The sequence below is a fragment of the Ruegeria sp. CG11 genome (assembly GCF_056537245.1).
Genome location: NZ_JBQFRE010000027.1, coordinates 1 through 21,636, shown reverse-complemented (window position 1 = coordinate 21,636; position 21,636 = coordinate 1). Strand labels below are relative to the sequence as shown.

Sequence of the window (21,636 nt, the reverse complement as noted above, 5' to 3'; positions counted from 1 at the left end):
ATCGGCGATGCTTAAGCGGTATTCCCACGGCACGATAGCGATGGCGGCTTTTGTCTTTATGCTGACCGCTGTTCCCAAGTTGAATATTCGTGTGGGCCCGGTGCCCCTTTACTTTATTGATATTATTATTGTTCTGATCGTCTATTATGCCAGTCGGCGCCCCGGTTTTGGATCCAATGGCAGACCGTTCCAGTGGATTATTTTGGCTCTGTTTTCATTCACGATGATCGGAGAGTTTGTAGGCTTCATTTATACCGGCTCCATTTTCGAGCATGTTTATCAGGCAGCGCGTATGACACTCGCATTTTTGGTCTTTTATGCGACCGGACAGCTTGTCAGAACGGCCGAAGATCTTGAGCTTGTGATCAAAGCAGCGGCGCTTGGGGTGATTGTCACGGCCTCATTGATGATTTTGACCTCCCTCCCACAAACTCGAAATTTCGTGGTGCGGTTTGTCCTTGAAAATACCTTTCTTGATCCTGCGGGTCGGCAGGTGGCTGTATCCTATCTGGGTTCGGGCGACACCGGGGTGCGGGGGCGAACTTTGGTAGGGGTCTCCATTATGGGGGCCAGTTTCATCAATCTGTCGTGGCCGCTGGCCGCCTTGCTCTACAGTTGGCCCAAACCGATCGGGCGCTGGCGAACCGTGGCGATGGTGGCGTGTTTTCTGGCCCCCATGGGCGTATTGATGAGCTATTCCCGGGGACCGATCTTGGGAACCATATTGATCGTTTCTTTTACAGTTTTCCTTGGTCTCATTAAAATTAGGAAGGGTATCCTTAGGCCCGTTGGATTTGGATTCCTTCTGGTCATGTTGGTTGGCGTCAACTCTGAGATCTTCTTTTTTGAACGTCTGACCAACCGATCCGCTGCAATCTTTGAGAACCCTCTCGAAGATGAGCGGGAATCCGAGCGATTGCTTTCTTATGTAGAGCCCTTCGAGCACCTCTTCGAACATCCGGCCTTTCTTGTTGCGGGCCAAGGTGTTGCCATCCTGAAGTCTGACACCGTCGTGCCAGAGGTCGCAGGTAAAGCCAACCACGCGCTGTTTGCCATATCTTACTATGCAAACGGCATGGGGGCGGCCCTGCTCCACATGTTCCTGCTGGTGAGTGCGTTCTTTTATGTGCTTAGGCATGTGAAGGGAAGGCGGTCAGGCATGGGGCAATATTTTAGCCAGGCTTTATTGGCCTCGGTGGTTGGGATGGCCCCATGGGCAATATTTGGTCACGCAATGGTATCGCAGCCTCGTGGGGCCATGATGTTTTATTTTGTATTCGGCCTGCTGACATCGCTCAGGCACTTTCCGGTTCATTCGAATATCTCAAAACGTAAGGAGGCAGGACATGCCCACGGCCGTCATATTACTGTCTGACAAGCGTTCTGGTTCAACCATGTTGCAGGACGAGCTGTGCAAACACTCGGGTATCCGCCATGTTGACTATTCGCCCCATACGTATTTTGAAACCCATCATTGGCTGAAGGCGTCCGTGGTTCTGAACCGGCCTGACATGCTTTACTCGGGTTTCAAGCCATACGCTGGCTATGGTTCGCGCGAGAATGCGCGTACCTATCTGATCGATACGCTCAAGGGCAACATGCCCGATTATGAGCCTCCGGCAAATGACCAGGAACTGATTTTCGGAGGCTGGGACGCATTGTGCAAGACCTTCGCCCAACCGGTCTTTTTTGAGAAATCACCACAGATTCTTGCTGAATGGTGCGCCCTCAGCCTGCTCCTGGAATGGGCCCGCCGCACAGATTTGGATGTGAAGATCATCGGTCTCGTGCGCAATCCGCTGGCCGTCCAGTATTCCGCGCATGAGTTGTTTTCGACCAATGCTGAGAGTCGCCAGTTCGGCTGGCTCAATATTCAGCGTAACCTTCTGAGCATCCAGTCTATGCTTCCGCCGGAAGTGTTCAGACTGGTGCGCTACGAAGACGTTATTGCCGACCCAAAACAGAGTTTGGCAGATATCTGCGAATTCATCGGCGTCGAATACGAGGACGGAATCGGCGCTTCGGTTCATACCTCCTCAAAGGAGAAATGGAGGACCAATGAGAATTACACGCTGCAGCTTGACCCTTCGGTCAAACAGATTGCCAAAGCCTTCGGCTACAAGGATCTGGAACTGATCAATCCACACAAACCGACAGCAGCCACTATTGCTGCCATGCAGCCCGACCTGAAGACCCGCATCAAAAAGCGCATGACCCGCATCCGCGACCGGGTGGTACGCCCAGTTTATCTGAAACTCAAAGCCTCGCGGGCTGTAAAGAAATGAAAGATATGCAGCGTCCAAGTCTTGGGGTTGTCTCGATCTCTTATAACGAAGAGCGGGATATCGGCGGCTTTCTGGAAAATCTCGTCCATTGGGTCGATGAGATCGTGATTGTGGATGACGGCTCGACGGACCGGACGGAAGAGATGACGCAGGCCTATGGCGACAAGGTAAAATTCCTCAAAAGCCCACGCGCCGACGGCGAGTATTTCAGCCACCAGCGCAACAAAGGGATTGATGCGGCCACCAGCGACTGGTTGCTGCATATGGATATTGATGAGCGTGTCAGCCCTGAGCTGGCCAGAGAAATCCTTGAGGGCATTACCGATACGGGAAAGGACGGTTATCGCTACCGGCGTCTGAACTATTTCATGCACCGTCCCATGAAGGGTGGCGGCTGGCGGGATTGGAATCTGGTCCATCTGGCACGACGAGACAAATTTCGCTTTGGCGGCATGTTCCACGAAGATTGCCTGATAGATGCACCCGCCGAGCGGATCGGTCAGCTTGAGGGGCTGATGATCCATTTCAATGAAGATGACTTCGAGAAGCGCATCCGCAAAAGTGCAACCTATCTGGAGGAGGTTACAAAAGGTGTCGAAGGCCGCGGCCGTCCAGTCACATGGATTGATGTAGCAGGGCGCCCGTTTGCGGAATTTGTTCGCAAATATCTGGTGAAGCGCGGGTTTCTGGATGGCACGCCGGGCTTTATCTCGGCAGTCCATTCGGCCACGGCAATTTTCAGAGCGAATGCGGTTGTCTGGGACCGGCAGAACGCGATCGCGCGGGAACAGCTCGACAAAGATCTGAACGCGATGTGGGCGGATGCATCTGTTTCGACAGCGGTACCAGACCCGAAAAAACCTGCCGCCGAATGACTTTGACCCCGCATATCCTGTTCCACCGGCCGACACTATGGAGTTCCGACGTCCAGTGTTCGACCAAGGTTCTGGCCCGGCTGTTTGCGCAGCGCGGGTTTGATGTGAGTTATCTGGAAAACCCGCTTGATCCTGTGCATCTGCTGCGCGGCAAGGGCTATGTGCAGGAATGGAAGAAAGCACCGTACACGGACAGAGGGGTGCGGGTCCTGAATTTAGCGACACCCATGCCGGTCCGCGATGTCTGGCCCCTGAGTACCCTTGCGGCGTCCTTTCTGAAATACCGGTTCATGATACCGTCGCTCCGGTCCGGCGTGACATCGCAGGAGAGGTCAGAGCCCGATCTCATCTGGACCACCGTGCCGGGCAGCGTCGGGGCGCTGAAAAAAAGCTTTCACCGGGCGCGGGTCGTTTTTCATGTCGTCGATTACTATCCGGCCTTTCGCGGTGCGGCGGTTGTACCGCTGGAGCGTCAGGATTATGCGCAGGCGGACGCAGTCTATGTCATTGGCACAAGCCTGCAGACTTATCTGGTGAAAGATCTGGGTGTTCCCGCCAGCAAAGTGACGGTTCTGGGGCAGGGGGCCGAGCTGGAAATCTATCAGGCGGAAACCGCCACCCCGGACGAGGTCGCGCATTTGCCCCGCCCTCGCGCTGTCTGGTGCGGCGTGCTGGCAAAGGGCGATCCGGGCCTCTTTGCAGCCCTGTCCAAAGAGATGGAAGCACGAGGTGGATCATTGATACTGATCGGTCCACAGGCGCAATGGGCACGTGATCTGGCGGGTCAGATGCCGGACACGGTCTCGCTGTTGGGCCCGAAAGCCCCGCCCGATTTGCCCGCGTACCTCAAGGCCGCGGATATCGGCGTGATGCTTTATGATCGCGGGCGGCAGGAGGTCTATCGCGGGCAGAACCCGCTCAAGCTTTATGAATATACCGCCGCCGGGCTGCCCGTGCTCTCAACCGCCCATGACGAATTCGACACGCTGAACCCGCCTGTTATGCAGATCGGGACAGATGCGGATATACCGCCGGCGGTAGAGGCGATCCTGGCCGACATGGACAACCAGAAATCCACGGTATCGGCTTTTGCTGCCCGGCATAGCTGGCAGGCAAAGGTGGACACAATCATTGAGCGGTTTTTTCCGGATATTCAGGCCCAGCAGAAGAGGCATGGCGCACAGTGTTAAATGTTGCCTATTTCTCCAACCAGTTTGCGACGACTCAGGGGCATGGCATCACCCGTTACGCACATGAGATGTACCGGGGTTTGCGCAAGTGCGATGACCTTACCATCCGGCCGGTGGCGGCCTGGTCCTCGCTGTCACCCGAAAGGCTGTCTGCTATGCAGGCGGATACAGGGCTTGAACTGGTCACGCTGGGGCGCAGGCTGACGCCGCTGGCTTGGCATTATCTCGATATGCCTACATTGGAGCGGTTGATTGGCGGGCCCGTGGATGTGGTCCATGCGGTTTCGTTGGGATATGCGATTGCCACGCGGAAACCTTACGTGGTGACTGTCCACGATCTGGGGCCGCTTACACATCCAGAGTATTTCACCAATACCAAGCCCTGGATCATGGAGAAAAGCCTGCGGCAGGCCGAAGCCCGTGCCGACGCGATCGTCTGCGTTTCGCAATCCACAGCAGACGAGGTCGAAGGCTATCTTGGCGCCCATGTGGCGGATCGGATCCGCGTGATCAAAGAGGGGGTTTCGCCAGAGTTTCTTGCGCCAAGCGATATGGCTTGTCTGGCCGGGCTGAACCTTCCGCCTGACGATGTGCCTGTCATTCTGACGGCGGGAAAGATCAGCCCGCGCAAGAATGTGCAGGGGGTCCTGCGCGCGCTTAAGCAGGTGCAGGACAAGATCGACCACCATCTGGTTCTGGTCGGTGGCGCGGGATGGGAAACCGAAACCGCGCTGAAGGAACTGGATGACGGCACCCTGCTGAATCGGGTTCACCTGCTGGATTATGTGACGGATGAACAGCTTCGCGCACTTTACCGGCGGGCGTCGCTCTATATCCATCCCTCGCTTTATGAAGGCTTCGGCCTGACGGTGCTTGAGGCAATGGCCTCGGGTGTGCCGGTGATCACATCAAACACGTCATCCCTGCCGGAAGTGGCTGGAGATGCGGGTCTGCTTGTTGACCCCGACAACGTTTCCGAGATTGCGCAGGCTATATGTTCTATCTGCGCGGATACGGATCTCAGGGAGGCGAAAATTTCACAGGGTCTCGCGCGCGCAGGTCTTTTTTCATGGGATGATTGCGCAAGAGAGTTACGGGATTTGTTTATTGATGTGGGGCGCTGAGGGCAGGCAATGAAGGTTACTGTGGGAGCGTTTTGGGGAGAAATACCTATAGGTGTGGTCGTCTTGGACTCTTTATACACCCACCTTGTTTCCGAAACTCTACCACGAATTAGCTCATGGAAATGAGGCTGGGCATTTGATGATACGGTACAAAATTTCAGAAGGATCAGGAACTACGATGTTTTACCACTCGCTCGTGGAGAAGCACCTCCCTCAGGCGCAGTGCGCTTTGACCGTGCCGGAATTTGAGGCCTGAATGGGGCGGCTTCAACCCATCCCGGCGCCAATTTGCGATGCGCTTCTGTTTCTGTCCCGGGCTGTTATTCCGCCTCAGGACATGGATCGCGCCCGCGAGCTTTGCGCGCGAGTCCATGACTGGCCGATGTTTACAGATATCGCGCAGCGCAAGTTCAGCCTGCCTTTTGTCTATCGCAATTTACAGAGCTTAAAGCTGGACGAGACCTATGCGCCTATGCTCGATGCTATGCGCGTTCAGGTTTTACCCATTACTTTTGGAGCGTTACGTGTTCTGGCCGCCCAACGGAAGTTTCACAGTAATTGCGTGGCTCCGCTCAACCTTGCCCATGTCTATCTCAAAGGTCCCAGCCTTGCCGCGCGCTATTATGATGATCCGGGTCTGCGCTTTGCACGCGATATAGATATTCTTGTGTCGCCCGAGGATCGGAAAAAACTTGTGCACCATGCACTGTCCCAAGGCTATCAAATCGTCGACAGGAACGAACTGAAGAGCTGTCAGGTCAGTAAACGCGATCTCAACGCCATTCTGACCTACAAGACCGTGGCGACGCTTGTGACACCGGACAATATAGTGATCGAGGTCCATTGGAATATCGACAAAAGGCTCGGACTCTTTGAAGTCCAGGAGGCATTGCAGCGCCGCGAAACAATCCCTGACGAAAGATTGCGCTACGGCGTCATGCCTACCGCTGATTTCTTTTGCTATGTCTGCTACCACAATACCCGCCATATCTGGTCGCGCCTGCATTGGATCGCCGATCTCGATGCGATAATCTCCCATCCTGCCTTTGACCGGAGCGCGGTTCTGGCGCGGGCTGCGGAACTGGGTCTGCGTTCGAATGTCGAGGCCTGTCTGGAGCTTCATCAGATCGCGGTGTCCGGTGAAGCTAGCACACTGGCCAAAGGCGACAGTCAGGGCGCCGAACTGGCGGCCATTTGCCTGAAGAACCTGCCTGGGGATTTGCAGCTGGAATATGATCTGCGTGAAGGAGAGGAGCTTTTGGGGCTGCCGTTCAAATGGATGGCGTCGCCGAAGGTGCGCAAGCGCGCGCGCACCCTGACACGTCTCTCCCGGGTTCTGCCAGGCTATGACGAATACGAGGCCTGGCCCCTGCCACGCGGATTGCAGTGGATCTACTATGTCTCCAAGCCGCTCGGCATTCTGAAGCGACATCTGTTTTTCTTTCACAAGCGAGATGCTGGTCAGTGAAGTCGAAAATCAAAACCAGCCTGACAGTCTGGCCCAAAGTGTTCCGTCTGCTGCGCTACAGCAGTATGAAGATGAGTGTGATCGTCTCTGTCATGACCGCCATCGAGGTGGTTGTGGGCATAGGTGTGCTTTATTGCATCAAATTGCTCATTGACGTGATCTCAACCGAATTCGCTGCTGAAGGTAACGTCGATACGGGGCCGGTTTTCTTCTATCTCGTGCTCACAGGTGCCGGTCTCTTAGGGGCGGTGACTATCCAGACATTGGCCAACCTCGCGCGGACAGCTCAAGGCATGCTGGTGGCCGATTATGTGGACCGCGAGATCCACAACCGTGCTGTCAGTATCGATCTGGGTTTCTACGAAAGCCCCGCTTATTTTGACTCGCTCGAGCGGGCGCGGGCAGCAGGCTCGCAGCGGCCAGCCCAGGTGATCTCGACCGTTCTGCTACTTTTCAAGAGTGCACTCTATCTGGTTGCCATTCTTGTCATGCTCGCCAGCATCGAATGGCGGCTATTGCCCGCCATTTTGCTGGCCATGCTGGCGGTGTTGTTTATCCGGTTGAAGTTTACCAAGACCCTTTTCAAATGGCAGAAGGATCGCGTCCAGCTTGAAAGACGGGCAGGCTATCTGGACTGGCTGATCATCTCGGATATCCACGCCAAGGAACTGCGGCTTGGCGATTTGGGCTCCCATCTTAAAGAGCTCTATTCCAACCTGAGAAAACGCATACGTGCAGAGCATTACGCCATTGAGAAACGCAGAGCAATTGCCGAGCTTGTGGTCTCGGGGCTGGGCGCGCTCATCTTTGCGGGCGCTGTATCGTTTCTGGTGATGCGGACGCTGGCGGGGGATTTGAGCGTCGGCGATCTGGTGCTCTTTGTGCTTCTTTTTCGCCGGGCAGAAAGCAGCGGGCAGGAATTCGTCCGCCACGTTTCCAAGCTTTATGACGACCAGCTTTTTCTGGGGCAGTTGTTCGGTTTCTTGTCAGTCGAACCTGAAATCATCTCCCGGGCAGTGCCCGAACCCTTGCCAGCCCCGATCACATCCGGTCTGCGCTTCGAGAATGTGACGTTCCAGTATCCCAGCAACAATGCCCCGGCGCTTGAGGGCATCAACCTGACTGTCAAGCCCGGTCAGGTGGTCGCGCTGGTGGGGCAGAACGGATCTGGCAAAACATCCCTGATTAAACTTATGGCAAGGCTGTATGACCCCAATCAGGGCCGCATCACGCTGGACGGGCAGGATATCCGCGAGTTTGATCCGGTGGACTATCGCAGGCTCTTCAGCGTGATTTTTCAGGACTATTCGCGTTACGCTACAACCGCAGCTGAGAATATTCGTTTTGGTGATGTCCGTTTGCCGGAAGACAGCCCCAGAATTGTCGAGGCTGCCCGTCGTGCGGATGCGGACAGCTTCATAAGAACACTGGATCAGGGCTATGCCACACCGCTAACCCGAATGTTTGACAACGGGCGCGAGCTGAGTCTGGGACAATGGCAGCGCGTGGCACTGGCCCGGGCCTTTTTCCCCGCATCCGATTTTATCATCATGGACGAACCGACAAGTGCCATGGATCCCAATGCGGAATTTGAGCTGTTCGAAAATTTCCGCGAGAAGATCGGGCACCGGGCCGCTCTGATCATCAGCCACAGGCTGTCTACCGTGCGGATGGCGGACTATACCTATGTGCTTGATAACGGAAGGATTATCGAACACGGCACCCATGATGACCTGATCGCCGCCCGGGGCCATTATGCCGATCTGTTCGAGCGTCAGGGGCGGCATTATCGCGAAATGGTGTGAAGGTGTGCCACCAGCGGAAGCCTCCCGTCAGGCGGGTACAATCCCTAGATTTGTTCACATTTGTATATGGCCGGTGTATATGGCCGGGAAAAGAATGGCTAAAAAAATCTTAACTTTCGAACGTTTTTGCAACATACTTTGAGGGTGTTTGGCTCGGAGGGTGACGAGCATCCACCTCTAATTCAGGTCCATTATTCGGCCGGCGGCCCTCCGATGTGTTGTGTTTATGTTTGTGTGTGGAGTGTTAGATGGCTTTTTCTAACCCAGATATTTCTTTTGGCGTTACTGGTCTACAGGGTGAGGCGGTCAATAATCCGACAGCATTGGATTTCAGCAAAACCGGTAACCCGGTTCTATTTGTTGCTCAGCAGGATGGCAGTATATGGCGGCTGGAAGTCGAGCGTCAGGCCGATGGCCCCGATGCCGATACTCTGCCGGACTTTGTCGTCACGAGTTCCACCCTTATCGATGATGTAAAGACAGGCACCCAGAACTACGATGATGACGGGTCGGCCAACGCGATGACCACCCGTCAGATGACCGGGCTGATCACGACCACCGACGCAAACGGAAACGATGTTCTTTACGTCAATTCATCCGACTCGCGCATTGCCGTTGGCAATGACGCCAATCTTGACACCAATTCCAGCCAGATTCACAAAATTACCCTGGACCCTGATACGGGTGAGGTTCTCTCGAATATCGCCATTGTGCGTGGCCTGCCGAGGTCCGAAGAAAACCATTCGGTCAACGGATTTGACATCGCGATTGATCCGGTAACCGGGCACGAGATTCTCTGGGTCGCTGTCGGCGGCAACACCAACAACGGTGCTCCAGGGAATAACTTTGCCGGAACGGTCGACTACCCCTATTCCGGAACGATCCTGAAGATCGATCTGACCGTTCTTGAGGGCTACGATGTCCGGGTGGACGGGAATGGCGAAGAGTTCATTCTGGATCTGGCGACGCTGGACGATCCTTCGCGACCAAATATCGACCTTTCGACCCTGAACATTCTGAATCCCGAGGACGCTCCGAATTTCACTCTGGATGACAACGGGACGGGCACAAACGGTGAACTCAACCCTGATTGGGCAGGCGGCAACAATGGCCTGAACGCGGCAAAGGTTGTTGAAAAGGTTCTGGTCAGCATCGGCGGACAGCTGCAATTCGTGGACAATCCCCTGCAGATACATTCGCCGGGATACCGCAATCCGTATGATGTGGAAGTCACCGAAGCGGGTGAGGTCTTTACCTGGGATAACGGGCCAAACACGGGCTGGGGCGGTCAGCCGATTCCATTCGTGGACGATACGCCGGGCGACGCCATTAACTATGTCCAGGACTGGACAAAAGAGCTTGCGACAAATCTGTTCAATGAATCAGGATCACAAGGTTTCGGGGACCAGTTGCACTATGCCGGGGATACCTCGGATGAGTTTGGGCCCTACGGTGGATTTGCTTCTCCGATACGGGCTGCTGCGGCTATTCTGGCAGCTACATTTGATGCTGATGGGAACTACATACCTGGTGCGGGTAATCCGCTTTTGAATACAAATGGCGATGTGATCTTTGCCAATGAGACTGAGGCACAGGCCTATCTCGCCGCGCTCCTGATTGTGTATGAAGAGCAGGGCAATGGTAATTGGGTTGATGTTACCGGCACGACCGGGCTTCCGGCGGACCTTCACGATGTAGTCTCGGGCTATAACTGGATCCACCCGGGAAGTTCGATCAGCGACCCGACCGCTTATTATGACGGCACAAGCGTTCAGGACGGCACACTCTATTCCCCCGAGTCTCAACTCTTTGATGACAGTGTTGATGGTTCGTTGAAGACGGTAAATGCCTCGACAAACGGCTTGGCAGAGTACACCGCCACACATTTCGATGGTGCCCTGAACGGAGTCATTGTTGCAGCTTCCTTCAATGGAAATCTCTATTTTGAAAAGCCCATTGATACCGATGGTGACGGACGAACGGATTCGGTCCAGAGCTTGGGTACAATCAATGGATTTGGCTCGACACCGCTGACAGTCGCCACTCTGGGCGACAACGGGCTGGGTACATTCATCGATAATGACGGTGACGGGGTTGATGATTTTGCGGGTCTGATTATCGCCGGGACTTACGGTGCTGACAATGTGACGTTCTTTATCCCCGGCGGTCAGCCAATTGATCCAAGTACAGATCTTGACCTTGATGGTCAGGACAACATCAATGACAGCCATGTTGGCGATCCGCTGGACGGTCGCGGCGTCGTTGTGGGGCCGAACGAGACCCTGACATGGCAGTTCGAATTGAGTACTCCAACCACACCTCCTGGGGCCATCCCCAGCGGTGACAGTATAGCTGGCGATATCGGGATTAACGCGGTCTGGCGCAACGGGATTGATACTCAGGTAACCACCGATGGCAGCCCGGCCCTTTATAATCCGGGTATCTGGAATTTGGGTGGGGCGTCCACTTTTGTCAGTATCGATGTTGCGGATACCGGCAATGCGGTTGGCACCGCAAACGATCAGGCGGATGTTCTGGGGATCGGATTCGAAATACAGGACAATCTGAGCGGCCTTACTATCACGAGCGAAATGCTGAACGTGTTCAGCTATACGCCAAATACGGATGCCTCCAAGGCTTGGGATGGTGGCGAAAAATTCGGCCTGATGGTCGGCCCCGGAGATCAAAGCACCTTTGTGGAAGCAACAATCGCAGTGGATGCGAGTAGCGGAACGCCAAAATTTGGCCTGCAGCTTATTGTTGAAGAAAACGATGTTCCGAACACGGTATTTGTTGAAATTCCCGGCATCGACAATCCTGTACGGGGTATATCAGACCCCAATCTGCAAATTGCGCTTGATGTTGATCTGACGCTTGGGGCGCCGACGATCTCGGCGCGTGCGCGATATGTCGACGATGGCGCGTTCACCGATTGGGTGAGCACAAGTGCACTGTCCCTGCCTGCCGATGTAAGAGATGCGATCCTTGGGCAGTATAACAACAATGGCAACCTTACTGGTGCCGTTGTTGGTCTTGTCTCGTCCGCGCCAACCGGGGACGACAGTTTTGCCGCCTCCTGGGATTGGATCGAAGTCACTGGTCAGGATGCCGTTGAGACCACAGGAACGGTTCTCTATCGCTGGAACGCTGGCAGTTCAGATGTGGCTGCTGTGGATGGTGGAGCAGACTGGATTGCAGACCCTTCGGTTGTTGTTGGTGGACCCACGAAGATCTATACCGGAAACATCTCCACACTGGATGCCAGTGCATCGCAATATACGATTCCAACCGGTATTTTCACACAGGAACGCTGGGATCCCTCAAGTGGCTCAGAGATGGGTCTCGAGTTTGGCGATGGCACTCTTGAGACTGGCATCTATGCGGTACGGCTTCTTATGGGCGAGGGGTTCTTCGATCAGACCGGTTCACGGGTGTTCGATGTATCGATTGAAAACCAACTGTTCCTGGACGATGTAGACCTTGTTGCAAGCTTTGGTGCGGATGCCGGTGGAGTATTTGAATGGGTCGGCGAGGTCACCGATGGGACCATCGATATCGACTTCCAGCACGTCATTCAAAACCCAGTGATTAATGGCGTCGAAATCGTCAAGCTGGACACGACACCTGTTGATCCGGTCGTTTCGGCAAATGCCGGGAATTTTTCCGAGACAGATGGAACAGTCTCTCTCAGCATCACCTCTGCAACGGCCGTGCCGTCCGGACAGACCGTCGATGTCGACTTTGAGTTACGCCCCATCGCAGGCGGCGCAACGCCAGAGTTGGACTACACAGCAGCTGGCCTGACATACGACGCTGTAACCGGTTATTATTCCGGCAGTGGTCAGATCGCGGAGGGTCAGACCACGCTCGACATTGCTGTCGCCCTGTTGCCCGATGCTGAAATCGAGGGCCAGGAAGCGTTCGAGGTTCACGTGACAAATGTCAGCGGTGCGAATGCCACAATCGGAACGGCCGTTGCAACCGTCACAATCGATGACCTTGAGGACAGCGTAAACGGGACAAATATCGGAGATTTCTCGGATGACGGTTTGAACCCGACCGTCGTCAATCTGACGCAGGGAGACACGGTTCTGGTCTCTACTCAGGATGGTGACCCGACGCGGGATTACGACTATGTCACGATTGTTGTCCCAACGGACCATGTGCTCACGTCCCTCACCCTGAGCGACTATGCCGATTACGATGTGAACATCACCAACGCCACCTTCCTTGGCATGCAGGCGGGCACACAGTTTACTGAAACCCCGGAAAATCCTGATGCCTCGAACCTGCTTGGCGGGGTGATTTACGACGAATTCGGTATTGGAAATGATCTTCTGGCCAATATGGCCGACGGCGTTATCGAAAATGCAGGCGGGCTTGGGACGATTGGCTTTGCAACGCCACTTGGCGCCGGAAGCTATACACTGTGGTGGAGCCAGGGCGGTTCCCCGACAACCTCAACGATTACGGCGACCGTTGATCCGTTGAATCCCCCCAATCAGGCACCTGTGATCACCGCAGTGCCCGATCTGGTCGTTGACGAGCTTGAGATAGCGACGACCCAGGTGGTGGCAACGGATGCGGACGGCGATACGATCACGCTGTCCGTGGCGCTGGAGGATTCCAGCGGCACGCCCGTCACCGGCTACAGCTTTATCGACAATGGTGATGGCACCGGCGATTTCAGCTGGTCCACACCGGATATTTCGCCCACCGGCGTTTACACTGCCTCGATCACCGCTTCTGACGGGGTCAATCCGGATGTCACGTCCACCTTCGACATCACCGTCAACGATCTGGATGCGCCGGTTGGCGGCACGGTTCTCTATCGCTGGAACGGGGGCAATTCGGATGTGGCCGCAGTGGATGGCGGACCAGACTGGATTGCGGACACTTCGGTTGTCGCTGGCGGGCCCACGAAGGTCTATTCCGGGAACATCTCTTCTCTAGATGTCAGTGTGGACCCGGCGGCTGTTCCTACCGCCCTTTTCACACAGGAACGCTGGGATCCCTCAAGTGGTTCGGAGATGGGTCTCGAGTTTGGCGCTGGCACTCTTGAGTCCGGCACCTATGCGGTGCGTCTCTACATGGGCGAGGGGTTCTTCGATCAGACCGGTTCACGGGTGTTCGATGTATCGATTGAAAACCAATTGTTCCTAGATGATTTAGACCTTGTTGCAAGTTTAGGCCCGGATGCTGGCGGAGTATTTGAATGGGTCGGTGAGGTCACCGATGGAACCATCGATATCGACTTCCAGCACGTCATTCAAAACCCGCTGATCAACGGGGTCGAGATCATTCAACTTGGCACCTCTCCTGTTGCAAGCCTGTCCGTAACCCCGTCGATTGGGTCCGAAGATGAGGGTACGCAGGTTACGATCACCGTGACCACCTTGATTGCCGTAACCGGCGATCAGACCGTAGATCTAGCCCTGAGTGGCAGCGGCGTTTCTGCCTCGGATTTCACGACGGCAGTTCCTGCCTCAATAACCATCCCGGACGGCGCCAATTCTGCCAGCATCATTCTCAACGTGGCAGACGATACGGATATCGAGAACCTGGAGACGGCAACCTTCACAATCTCTAACCCGTCCGCAGGAGTAGTGCTTGGGACGACGGTATCGGGTACGCTTGATATCACCGATAACGATGCGCCTCCCAACCAGGCGCCCAGCTTCACGTCGTCTTCGGCGTTTGGCATCACTGAGAACTCGACAGCCGTCGGCACGGTCAGTGCAACCGATCCTGAGGACGACGCGATCCAGTTTGCCATTGCGGGTGGTGCAGATGCTGGTCTCTTTGCAATCGACCAGACATCCGGAGCGCTCAGCTTTCTAGCAGCTCCGGATTTTGAAGCCCCCGCCGATGCTGGTGGCGACAACGTCTACAATGTGACCGTCAGCGCGTTCGATGGCACAAATACGGTCACCCAGGACATTGCGGTTACTGTCGCAGATGATCCAAACGACACGAACATCGGTGCCGCGACCTTGTCGGTCAATGCCGGCGTCAACAACGTCCAGACTTCTACCTATGATAACAACTCATTTGTCGTCACCAATGTTGGGTCAAAAGTAATTTCGTCTATCCAGATCGATGTAACAAATGCGCTTTACCCGGATAGCGTGTTTGATCCGTTTGGCCTCGCAGGCGACACGGCCTCCAAAGAGCTTGAGATCAATTTTGACGGATTCACCGGCGTTCAGGCCCCGACAAATGCATCCTACATCGGAGCCGGCGGGACTGCCGGATATTCCGGGATTGTACTCAACTTTGATCCGCAGGTAGACGGCGGGTTCGAGAACGGAGATTCATTGGGCTTTTCAATTGACATGGACCCGAACTCCATTGCCGGGTCTCAGAAAGGCCCGCTTGATAGCGGGTCATCTCCCTCATGGGATGTAGGGGGCGTGTCCGGTGCGGAACTCATCGGTTCGTCGTTCACAGTCACATTTACCGATGGATCCACCGCGACCGGCCAACTCCAGAGTGATGGGTCCCAGGGCGGTTCGATTGGACTGGCGGATCAGGCCTCTCCAAATACGGCTGTCCAACTCAGCATAAATGGTCTTTCCGAAGGAGAGGTTGGTAAATACAATGTCGCTGGCCCGACAGTTGTCGTCAGCGGACCTGCGGGTGCCACCGCGCGGATCGTCCTGACCAAAGGGTTCATTCAGCCGGTAACCAACAACTTCACCGAACCTTACAAATCGCAACTTGATGCACAGCTTGCAGCTCTTGGGGCCGAAGATTTCCCGGCAAACAACGCAGTTGAATTTCAGACTGTGGATGTCGTGCTTGATGGCACAGATCAGGATATTACCAACCTGTTCGATTTCACCGACGTCGCGCTTTATGATTTCCTCGGAGAAGACCAACTGCCGCTCGGGTTTGTCGCCAGTGTCATCGATACCAGCAATAACGACCTCCCGCTGGGTGCAGTTACAGATCCGATCTATCTGGAATACAGCTCAACGCCTGACGCCAGCGTTTCGGTGACTCCGTCGACCGGAACTGAGGATGCAGGTACTGAGGTGACGATTACCGTGACCACCTCGTTCGCAGTGACCGGCGATCAGACCGTCGATCTGGTCCTGAGTGGCAGTGGCGTTTCTGCTTCGGATTTCACGACGGCCATCCCTGCCTCAATAACCATTCCGGACGGAGCCAATTCTGCCAGCATCATACTCAACGTGGCAGACGATACGGATATCGAGAACCTGGAGACGGCAACCTTCACGATCTCGAACCCATCTGCTGGGATAGAGCTCGGGATGACGGTATCGGGTTCACTTGATATCACCGATAATGACGCGCCGGTTGGCGGCACGGTTCTCTATCGCTGGAACGGGGGCAATTCGGATGTGGCCGCAGTGGATGGCGGACCAGACTGGATTGCGGACACTTCGGTTGTCGCTGGCGGGCCCACGAAGGTCTATTCCGGGAACATCTCTTCTCTAGATGTCAGTGTGGACCCGGCGGCTGTTCCTACCGCCCTTTTCACACAGGAACGCTGGGATCCCTCAAGTGGTTCGGAGATGGGTCTCGAGTTTGGCGCTGGCACTCTTGAGTCCGGCACCTATGCGGTGCGTCTCTACATGGGCGAGGGGTTCTTCGATCAGACCGGTTCACGGGTGTTCGATGTATCGATTGAAGACCAGCTGTTCCTGGACGATTTAGACCTTGTTGCAAGTTTAGGCCCGGATGCTGGCGGAGTATTTGAATGGGTCGGTGAGGTCACCGATGGAACCATCGATATCGACTTCCAGCACGTCATTCAAAACCCGCTGATCAACGGGGTCGAAATAGTACTACTCGATACCAGTGCTGATGAATTTACCTTTATATAAACTGAGCTTTGATTATCTTCTCTGACTCGGTGCGTGAGGTGAAGGGCCGTTCGTCCCACAAGGTGCAACGGGAGTTTCTTGCGCTGCGCAGGCGCTATTGGGGCCGCCGGTTCTGGGGCAGGGGTTACTTCTCCACTACCAACGGAGCCATCACCGAAGACATCGTTCTGCAATACCTCGGAATCCACATCGCCGATCCTACCGGTATCAGCCGGTAGTGGTTCGGTGGGTCCCGGTTCTGTGCCCCTGATGCCCCGTCATTCATAGCGGGAAGCTGCTTAATAATCTTCGGCTTCAAATTGGGCCAGCACGACGGACGCGAAGCCCTCTGTTAGCTCAACTGGTTCAGACAACCTGATAACGGGCAATTAGATCAAATCGCCAAAACCGTGATGTAATCAATACATTGGCACGGTGATTTTGGGGCGTCACCGTCTTGTGGATTGTTTTACCAAAGCAATTTTGCGACAACCGTTCTTAAAGGCGATGGAGGCGTCTACTATGAAATTTTTTAATCTGATCTCCTTTGTTCTGGTTCTATTGATCAGCGCCGTGACGGCCAATGCACAGGGTGACTATCGCATCAGACCTGGTGATGTACTGGAAATTGAAGTTTTGGAAGACCCCAGTCTCAACCGGGCAGTCACTGTGTTACCTAATGGACAAATCACCTTCCCATTCGTCGGGACCGTCCGTGCCGGCAGGCAGACAGTAAGTCAGGTGCAGGCCTCATTGCGTCAAGGTCTCACTTCTAATTTTACTTCGCCTCCAACGGTTTTTGTCGGCGTGCAGCCGTTTCAGGACCTCAGCGCGCCAGCGCAAACGGCAACCGGTCCGACGATCGACGTCTATTTCGTTGGCGAAGTGAACAATCCCGGCATGGTTCAGGTTCAGAAGGGCACGACTCTGCTGCAGGCGGTGGCCGTCAGTGGCGGTGTCTCGCGGTTTGCAGCGATCAAGCGCATCCAACTGCGCCGAACCGATCCGCGCACGCGTGTCCAGCGGGTAACAATTCTAAACTACAAGGCTCTGGCAAACGGGGCTGTAACAACGGATATCGAGCTTAAGGATGGTGATGTTATTCTGGTCCCGGAACGACGTTTGTTCGAATAACAAACCTGCGCAGAAGAAAAATCGTTTAACCGTGCAACAGGGGGCGGTGGTTGCCGTCCTCTTTTGCTGTGCCGGAGCTGTAGTTCGTGCGCAGAGCGTGCCGTCGGCGGAAGAACCTCCTTCAGGGCTCCTTGCGACTTTCGATGTTTCGCAGCGCCTGGAATACAGCGACAATCCAGATCTGGATGTCGACGGTACTTCTGATTTTTATGGGCGCACCATTCTGGGCTTTGGTTTGGAAAGTGTCACGAACATCCAGAGCTTTTCACTGGATCTGGGGACGGATATTGAAGAGTTTCGCCAAGACAACCCGGATAACTTCGACTTTACGAACACATTTGCGACGCTCACCTACGACAGAACAACCCGCAATGCCTTTTTCGGGGCGGATGTGCGGTATCGTGAGGTCGATACTGACTCGACGCTCTCTGATCGAGATTTCGATCAGGACGGCAATATCGTCAATCAGGATGACGGCACACGGGTCAGCTATGGTTTTGCGTTAGGCGGTGCTGTCGGCGAGGAGGGGCCGCTCGGGGCCAGCTTCGACTGGGATTACAACGAGATCAAATTTCGGGATACCGATAACCCTAGTCTCAATGACAGTACGCTGAATGATATTTCGGGGCAGGTCGATTTCCGTCTCAACCCGCGGATTACGTTAAGCCTGACTGGTGGCTATGAGAACTTTACCACCGAGGCTGTAGACGGGACGGATCGCGAAACCAGAAGTCTTGGCCTGGCGACTGAGCTTGAGGTAAACCCGGTACTGACAGTGGATGTCGGGCTGAGCTACGACCGGATTGACCGGACCGGCGGAACAGAACAGGACGACGACGGAATAAGTGGCGAGATCGAAGTCACGCGAGCGCTGCCCAACGGCACCATTGGGTTGCGCTATGCGTCAGAGGTTTTTGCCAACGCCGATGGTCGACGGTCTTTCTTTAGCGTGAACCGGGACATGGATCTGCCCCGCGGCGCTCTGGCCTTTTCGCTGGGGGTGACAGGCACCGATGCAGTCGGAACAGATCCGTTGATTGAGGTTGAGTACCTATATGAGCTGCCCGCTGCGCAACTGAGCTTTGGCTTAAGCCAACGGGTTGTGGTCGACGAAGATGACAACGAAGACATCAACACCTCTTTGCGTGCCGCCTACGATCAGGAGATCAACAACCTCTCCAGTTTTGGGGTCAATGTAGATTTTTTCGACCGCAACGAACTGGGTGACGGCAGCAACGATGGTCAGCGACTTGATGTTGGATTGACCTACCGTCATGACCTCACACGGGATTGGGGGCTTGAGAGCGGAATTACGCACACTTTGCTGACTGAGGAAGTGCAGGAAGATCGGTCTCGTACTACCGTCTTTGTCGGGCTAGAAAGATCCTTCACCTTTTCGCCCTGACCGACTGAACCTTTCCAATTTGGGCGGATTCACCACTTTGTTCAGAAAGCGGGGATGGCCAACAAGCTGTAGAAGACCGAAAAGATTGTCTCGCAGTCACGGGCGGGCGCTAGTTGCTATGGTCGTGGTTGTCCCTTTGGGAATCAGATGTTTGATCCCAAGGTTTGATGGTGCGATTCACCAAATGCCGGTGCTGAACACCTAAGTACAGCGCTTCAGGTGACCTGCCTCCCGTTCAAATGGACTTTCAACGGTGCATCCGTTATTGTTTAGGCTGTACTTAGTGAGGATTGTTCATGCCAACTTTTAAAGCCATTGCTTTATCCGGCATCTTTGTATTGCCCGCGTTATTCATTTCAACAGCTCATGCGGACACAGTCGGATGCTACCACTACAAGGGTGAAGTGTACGATTCCTATAAAGCTTCCGACTGGGAAAAAGTTACCTCAGACCTGAAAACATGGCTATCGAAACACAAGAGACATCATCCGTATTACTATACGATGCAAAACAAACTCGTGTATGCCGAGTACAACTTGGAACAGTCAAAGAAATCCAAAGACCACAAGAATAAACACCGGAATTGTAAAGACGATGTAAGCCCCAGCTAAAACCAGCGGGGGCTTTGGTCAGTATCGTCCATCCAGCCACACAGCTTTCCGGGATTACTGCCCAGTCAGGATGAGACGTCTTGGCGTTGCCCGTTGTCCCTTTTAGCCGACAGCATGTTCAGGACAAATTCTTACAGACAGGCATTGGGACAAGTGGCGCTGAGCTTGGCGTACGACCCATCAGCCGTACATCAACGTCCAAATACAGGTAACATGGACGCCTGCGTCAACAGCGGACGTCAGGGGATAGGGCAGAGCGGCCACGATCTGCTTTTTGCTCGTCAGTAACTTCCGAAATTGCGTCTAAATATTCTTTAATAACAATGGATTCGTCAAATTCCTTTTCAACTTTTGCTCTTGCCTCAATGGACATTTGCATAATTTTATCGCTATCCAAATTGCAGAAGTTTTCCAAGGCTGTAAGCAGAGAGTTTACATCACGGGGCTTTACCTTGAATCCATTGGCTCCATCATCGATAACATCACGACAACCTACATTGTCGGTCGTGATGATTGGACGCCCCACCGCGCAGGCTTCCAACAAAACCCGAGGTACGCCTTCGCCATAGTATGATGGTAAAACCAAACAGTGTGCATTCGCCAATAATTGGTCAATTTCTTCAGGATTGACTGCTCCATGGTAAACCACCATATTTTTGCTTACCATTTGATCTAAGATAGAAAAATCAATATAGGACCCGTGATTGGAGTGCTCTCCGACAATATGAAACTCAGCTATTTTAGGCTGACCGGATTTCTCCAATAAGCGTTGAGCCGCCTCCAAAAACTCTCGCACGCCTTTTTCCTTCAGCATACGTCCAACAAAAATGAATCTGATCACTCCGCTTGGGAAAGGTTTGACTGAAAACCGTTCTAAATCAACGCCACTGCCGGGGATTCTCTTCGCAATCTCCTTTTCAACGACCTTTTTGTTAACGAACATCTTCATGTCGTCGAAATTTTGAAAGAAAACTCGATAGGAGTGCCGAAGTGCTCTTCGGTACAGCCAGACAACGAGCGGCCTCAACACTATACTTCTGCCGGAAAATACCTGGCCTGCCCCCGCTATATTGTTAATGACCGGGACTCCAACTCGTTTGGCAGCAAAGTTTCCGAATATGTTTGGCTTTACCGTGTAGTTTAGAGAAGCGGCTGGTTTGATTTGTTTCAATATTTTTTCAATTTGCAGCGCGCATCGTATCTCTGAAATCGGATTCAATCCGTACTGGCTCATATCTATTGGGTAATGCTTCACCCCGTGATCTACTAATGCCTTGGTGCCCTCATCTTCCGGGGACAGGACACAAACATCGTAACCAGCAGCCTGAATTTCAGCGATAAGGCTCATACGAGATTGGGCAACATGTCGCGAACTATTGTAGATAATTGAAATTACAGGATTATTCATATGACTCTCTTCCGCTCGATAATCTTGAGTTTCTCCCCAATGATTGGACGGAGTTCAGCGTAATGTAAGCCAATACTGAGGTGTTCCCGTTGTTCAAACCACTTGGTCGGGAATTTTCCCAAGGTTTGCGTTCAGGGCGGTTTATCGACCCCTGAACCGTTGATTGGTGAGGGCGGAGCATTGTTCTCGGCCGCGCTATGAGATCGGACTTTATCGTCTTCTTTGCGCCAGTCCTCCATTTTATTCGTACTTCGTCAAGCCTCATGAACTAGAGCGTACTCAGGCACTCTACCCGAGGCTAGGCACCGAAGTTTTAGTGAAAATTTTTCCATTGGTTTTCCGGGCCCGGAGAAGCACAGAACGGCGACCTTCTGGCAGGCCCAAAGAGCGAGCTCTCCAGAAGCAAACTAGGCTCAGGCCTCATAGCCAATAGATGACGAGAGCTGCGAGAGCGATTGCTGAGAGGCAGACCTTTGGACATCGGTCGTATCGTGTTGCG

At 54.0% G+C, this 21,636-nt stretch carries 11 protein-coding genes and 1 pseudogene; 11 read left to right on the top strand and 1 reads right to left on the bottom strand.

The window, feature by feature from the left end; genetic code table 11:
- Nucleotides 1-7 precede the first annotated feature (7 nt).
- The 11 genes and pseudogenes from ACR0KW_RS22730 to ACR0KW_RS22680 all read left to right on the top strand — a co-directional run bounded on the left by ACR0KW_RS22730 (nt 8) and on the right by ACR0KW_RS22680 (nt 19,118).
- Nucleotides 8-1,375, top strand: coding sequence for an O-antigen ligase family protein (locus ACR0KW_RS22730; RefSeq protein ID WP_480807051.1), 1,368 nt, complete (start codon nt 8-10; stop codon nt 1,373-1,375).
- A complete protein-coding gene (locus tag ACR0KW_RS22725; protein ID WP_480807050.1) occupies nt 1,347-2,285 on the top strand; it encodes a sulfotransferase family protein in 939 nt (312 codons plus the stop codon). The genes ACR0KW_RS22730 and ACR0KW_RS22725 overlap by 29 nt, the downstream gene beginning before the upstream one ends.
- A 5-nt stretch (nt 2,286-2,290) precedes the next feature.
- Nucleotides 2,291-3,160 carry a glycosyltransferase family 2 protein gene (locus tag ACR0KW_RS22720; RefSeq protein ID WP_480807049.1) on the top strand — a complete coding sequence of 290 codons (870 nt, stop codon included), beginning with the start codon at nt 2,291-2,293 and terminating at the stop codon, nt 3,158-3,160.
- Entirely contained in the window at nt 3,157-4,350 is a 1,194-nt protein-coding gene (locus tag ACR0KW_RS22715; RefSeq protein ID WP_480807048.1) for a glycosyltransferase, read from the top strand. Before ACR0KW_RS22720 ends, ACR0KW_RS22715 begins: the two co-directional genes overlap by 4 nt.
- Nucleotides 4,344-5,474 carry a glycosyltransferase family 4 protein gene (locus ACR0KW_RS22710; RefSeq protein ID WP_480807047.1) on the top strand — a complete coding sequence of 377 codons (1,131 nt, stop codon included), beginning with the start codon at nt 4,344-4,346 and terminating at the stop codon, nt 5,472-5,474. The genes ACR0KW_RS22715 and ACR0KW_RS22710 overlap by 7 nt, the downstream gene beginning before the upstream one ends.
- Before the next feature lie 337 nt (nt 5,475-5,811).
- Complete coding sequence (locus ACR0KW_RS22705) at nt 5,812-6,942, top strand: nucleotidyltransferase family protein (protein ID WP_480807046.1); 1,131 nt, start codon at nt 5,812-5,814, stop codon at nt 6,940-6,942.
- Nucleotides 6,939-8,747 (top strand): ABC transporter ATP-binding protein, encoded by a 1,809-nt coding sequence (locus ACR0KW_RS22700; RefSeq protein ID WP_480807045.1) that lies wholly within the window; start codon nt 6,939-6,941, stop codon nt 8,745-8,747. The genes ACR0KW_RS22705 and ACR0KW_RS22700 overlap by 4 nt, the downstream gene beginning before the upstream one ends.
- Nucleotides 8,748-8,995: 248 nt before the next feature.
- Nucleotides 8,996-16,600: a malectin domain-containing carbohydrate-binding protein gene (locus ACR0KW_RS22695; RefSeq protein ID WP_480807044.1), complete on the top strand. Its 7,605-nt coding sequence runs from the start codon at nt 8,996-8,998 to the stop codon at nt 16,598-16,600.
- 11 nt (nt 16,601-16,611) lie between these two features.
- Nucleotides 16,612-16,818 (top strand): annotated as a pseudogene (locus ACR0KW_RS22690) (transposase); the annotation flags it as partial.
- Between the two features lie 220 nt (nt 16,819-17,038).
- Complete coding sequence (locus tag ACR0KW_RS22685) at nt 17,039-17,713, top strand: polysaccharide biosynthesis/export family protein (RefSeq protein ID WP_480807043.1); 675 nt, start codon at nt 17,039-17,041, stop codon at nt 17,711-17,713.
- On the top strand, nt 17,670-19,118 hold the full coding sequence (locus tag ACR0KW_RS22680; RefSeq protein ID WP_480807042.1) for a TonB-dependent receptor: 1,449 nt from the start codon (nt 17,670-17,672) through the stop codon (nt 19,116-19,118). The genes ACR0KW_RS22685 and ACR0KW_RS22680 overlap by 44 nt, the downstream gene beginning before the upstream one ends.
- A gap of 837 nt (nt 19,119-19,955) precedes the next feature.
- Here ACR0KW_RS22680 and ACR0KW_RS22675 read toward each other — a convergent pair.
- Nucleotides 19,956-21,137: a glycosyltransferase family 4 protein gene (locus ACR0KW_RS22675; protein WP_480807041.1), complete on the bottom strand. Its 1,182-nt coding sequence runs from the start codon at nt 21,135-21,137 to the stop codon at nt 19,956-19,958.
- Between the last annotated feature and the right edge of the window lie 499 nt (nt 21,138-21,636).

Bases quoted from the DNA above. Each gene is read 5' to 3' on its own strand.
- ACR0KW_RS22725 (WP_480807050.1), top strand. From the start codon at position 1,347: ATGCCCACGGCCGTCATATTACTGTCTGACAAGCGTTCTGGTTCAACC.
- ACR0KW_RS22675 (WP_480807041.1), bottom strand. From the start codon at position 21,137: ATGAATAATCCTGTAATTTCAATTATCTACAATAGTTCGCGACATGTT.
- ACR0KW_RS22715 (WP_480807048.1), top strand. From the start codon at position 3,157: ATGACTTTGACCCCGCATATCCTGTTCCACCGGCCGACACTATGGAGT.
- ACR0KW_RS22695 (WP_480807044.1), top strand. From the start codon at position 8,996: ATGGCTTTTTCTAACCCAGATATTTCTTTTGGCGTTACTGGTCTACAG.
- ACR0KW_RS22705 (WP_480807046.1), top strand. From the start codon at position 5,812: ATGGATCGCGCCCGCGAGCTTTGCGCGCGAGTCCATGACTGGCCGATG.
- ACR0KW_RS22720 (WP_480807049.1), top strand. From the start codon at position 2,291: ATGCAGCGTCCAAGTCTTGGGGTTGTCTCGATCTCTTATAACGAAGAG.
- ACR0KW_RS22730 (WP_480807051.1), top strand. From the start codon at position 8: ATGCTTAAGCGGTATTCCCACGGCACGATAGCGATGGCGGCTTTTGTC.
- ACR0KW_RS22680 (WP_480807042.1), top strand. From the start codon at position 17,670: ATGGTGATGTTATTCTGGTCCCGGAACGACGTTTGTTCGAATAACAAA.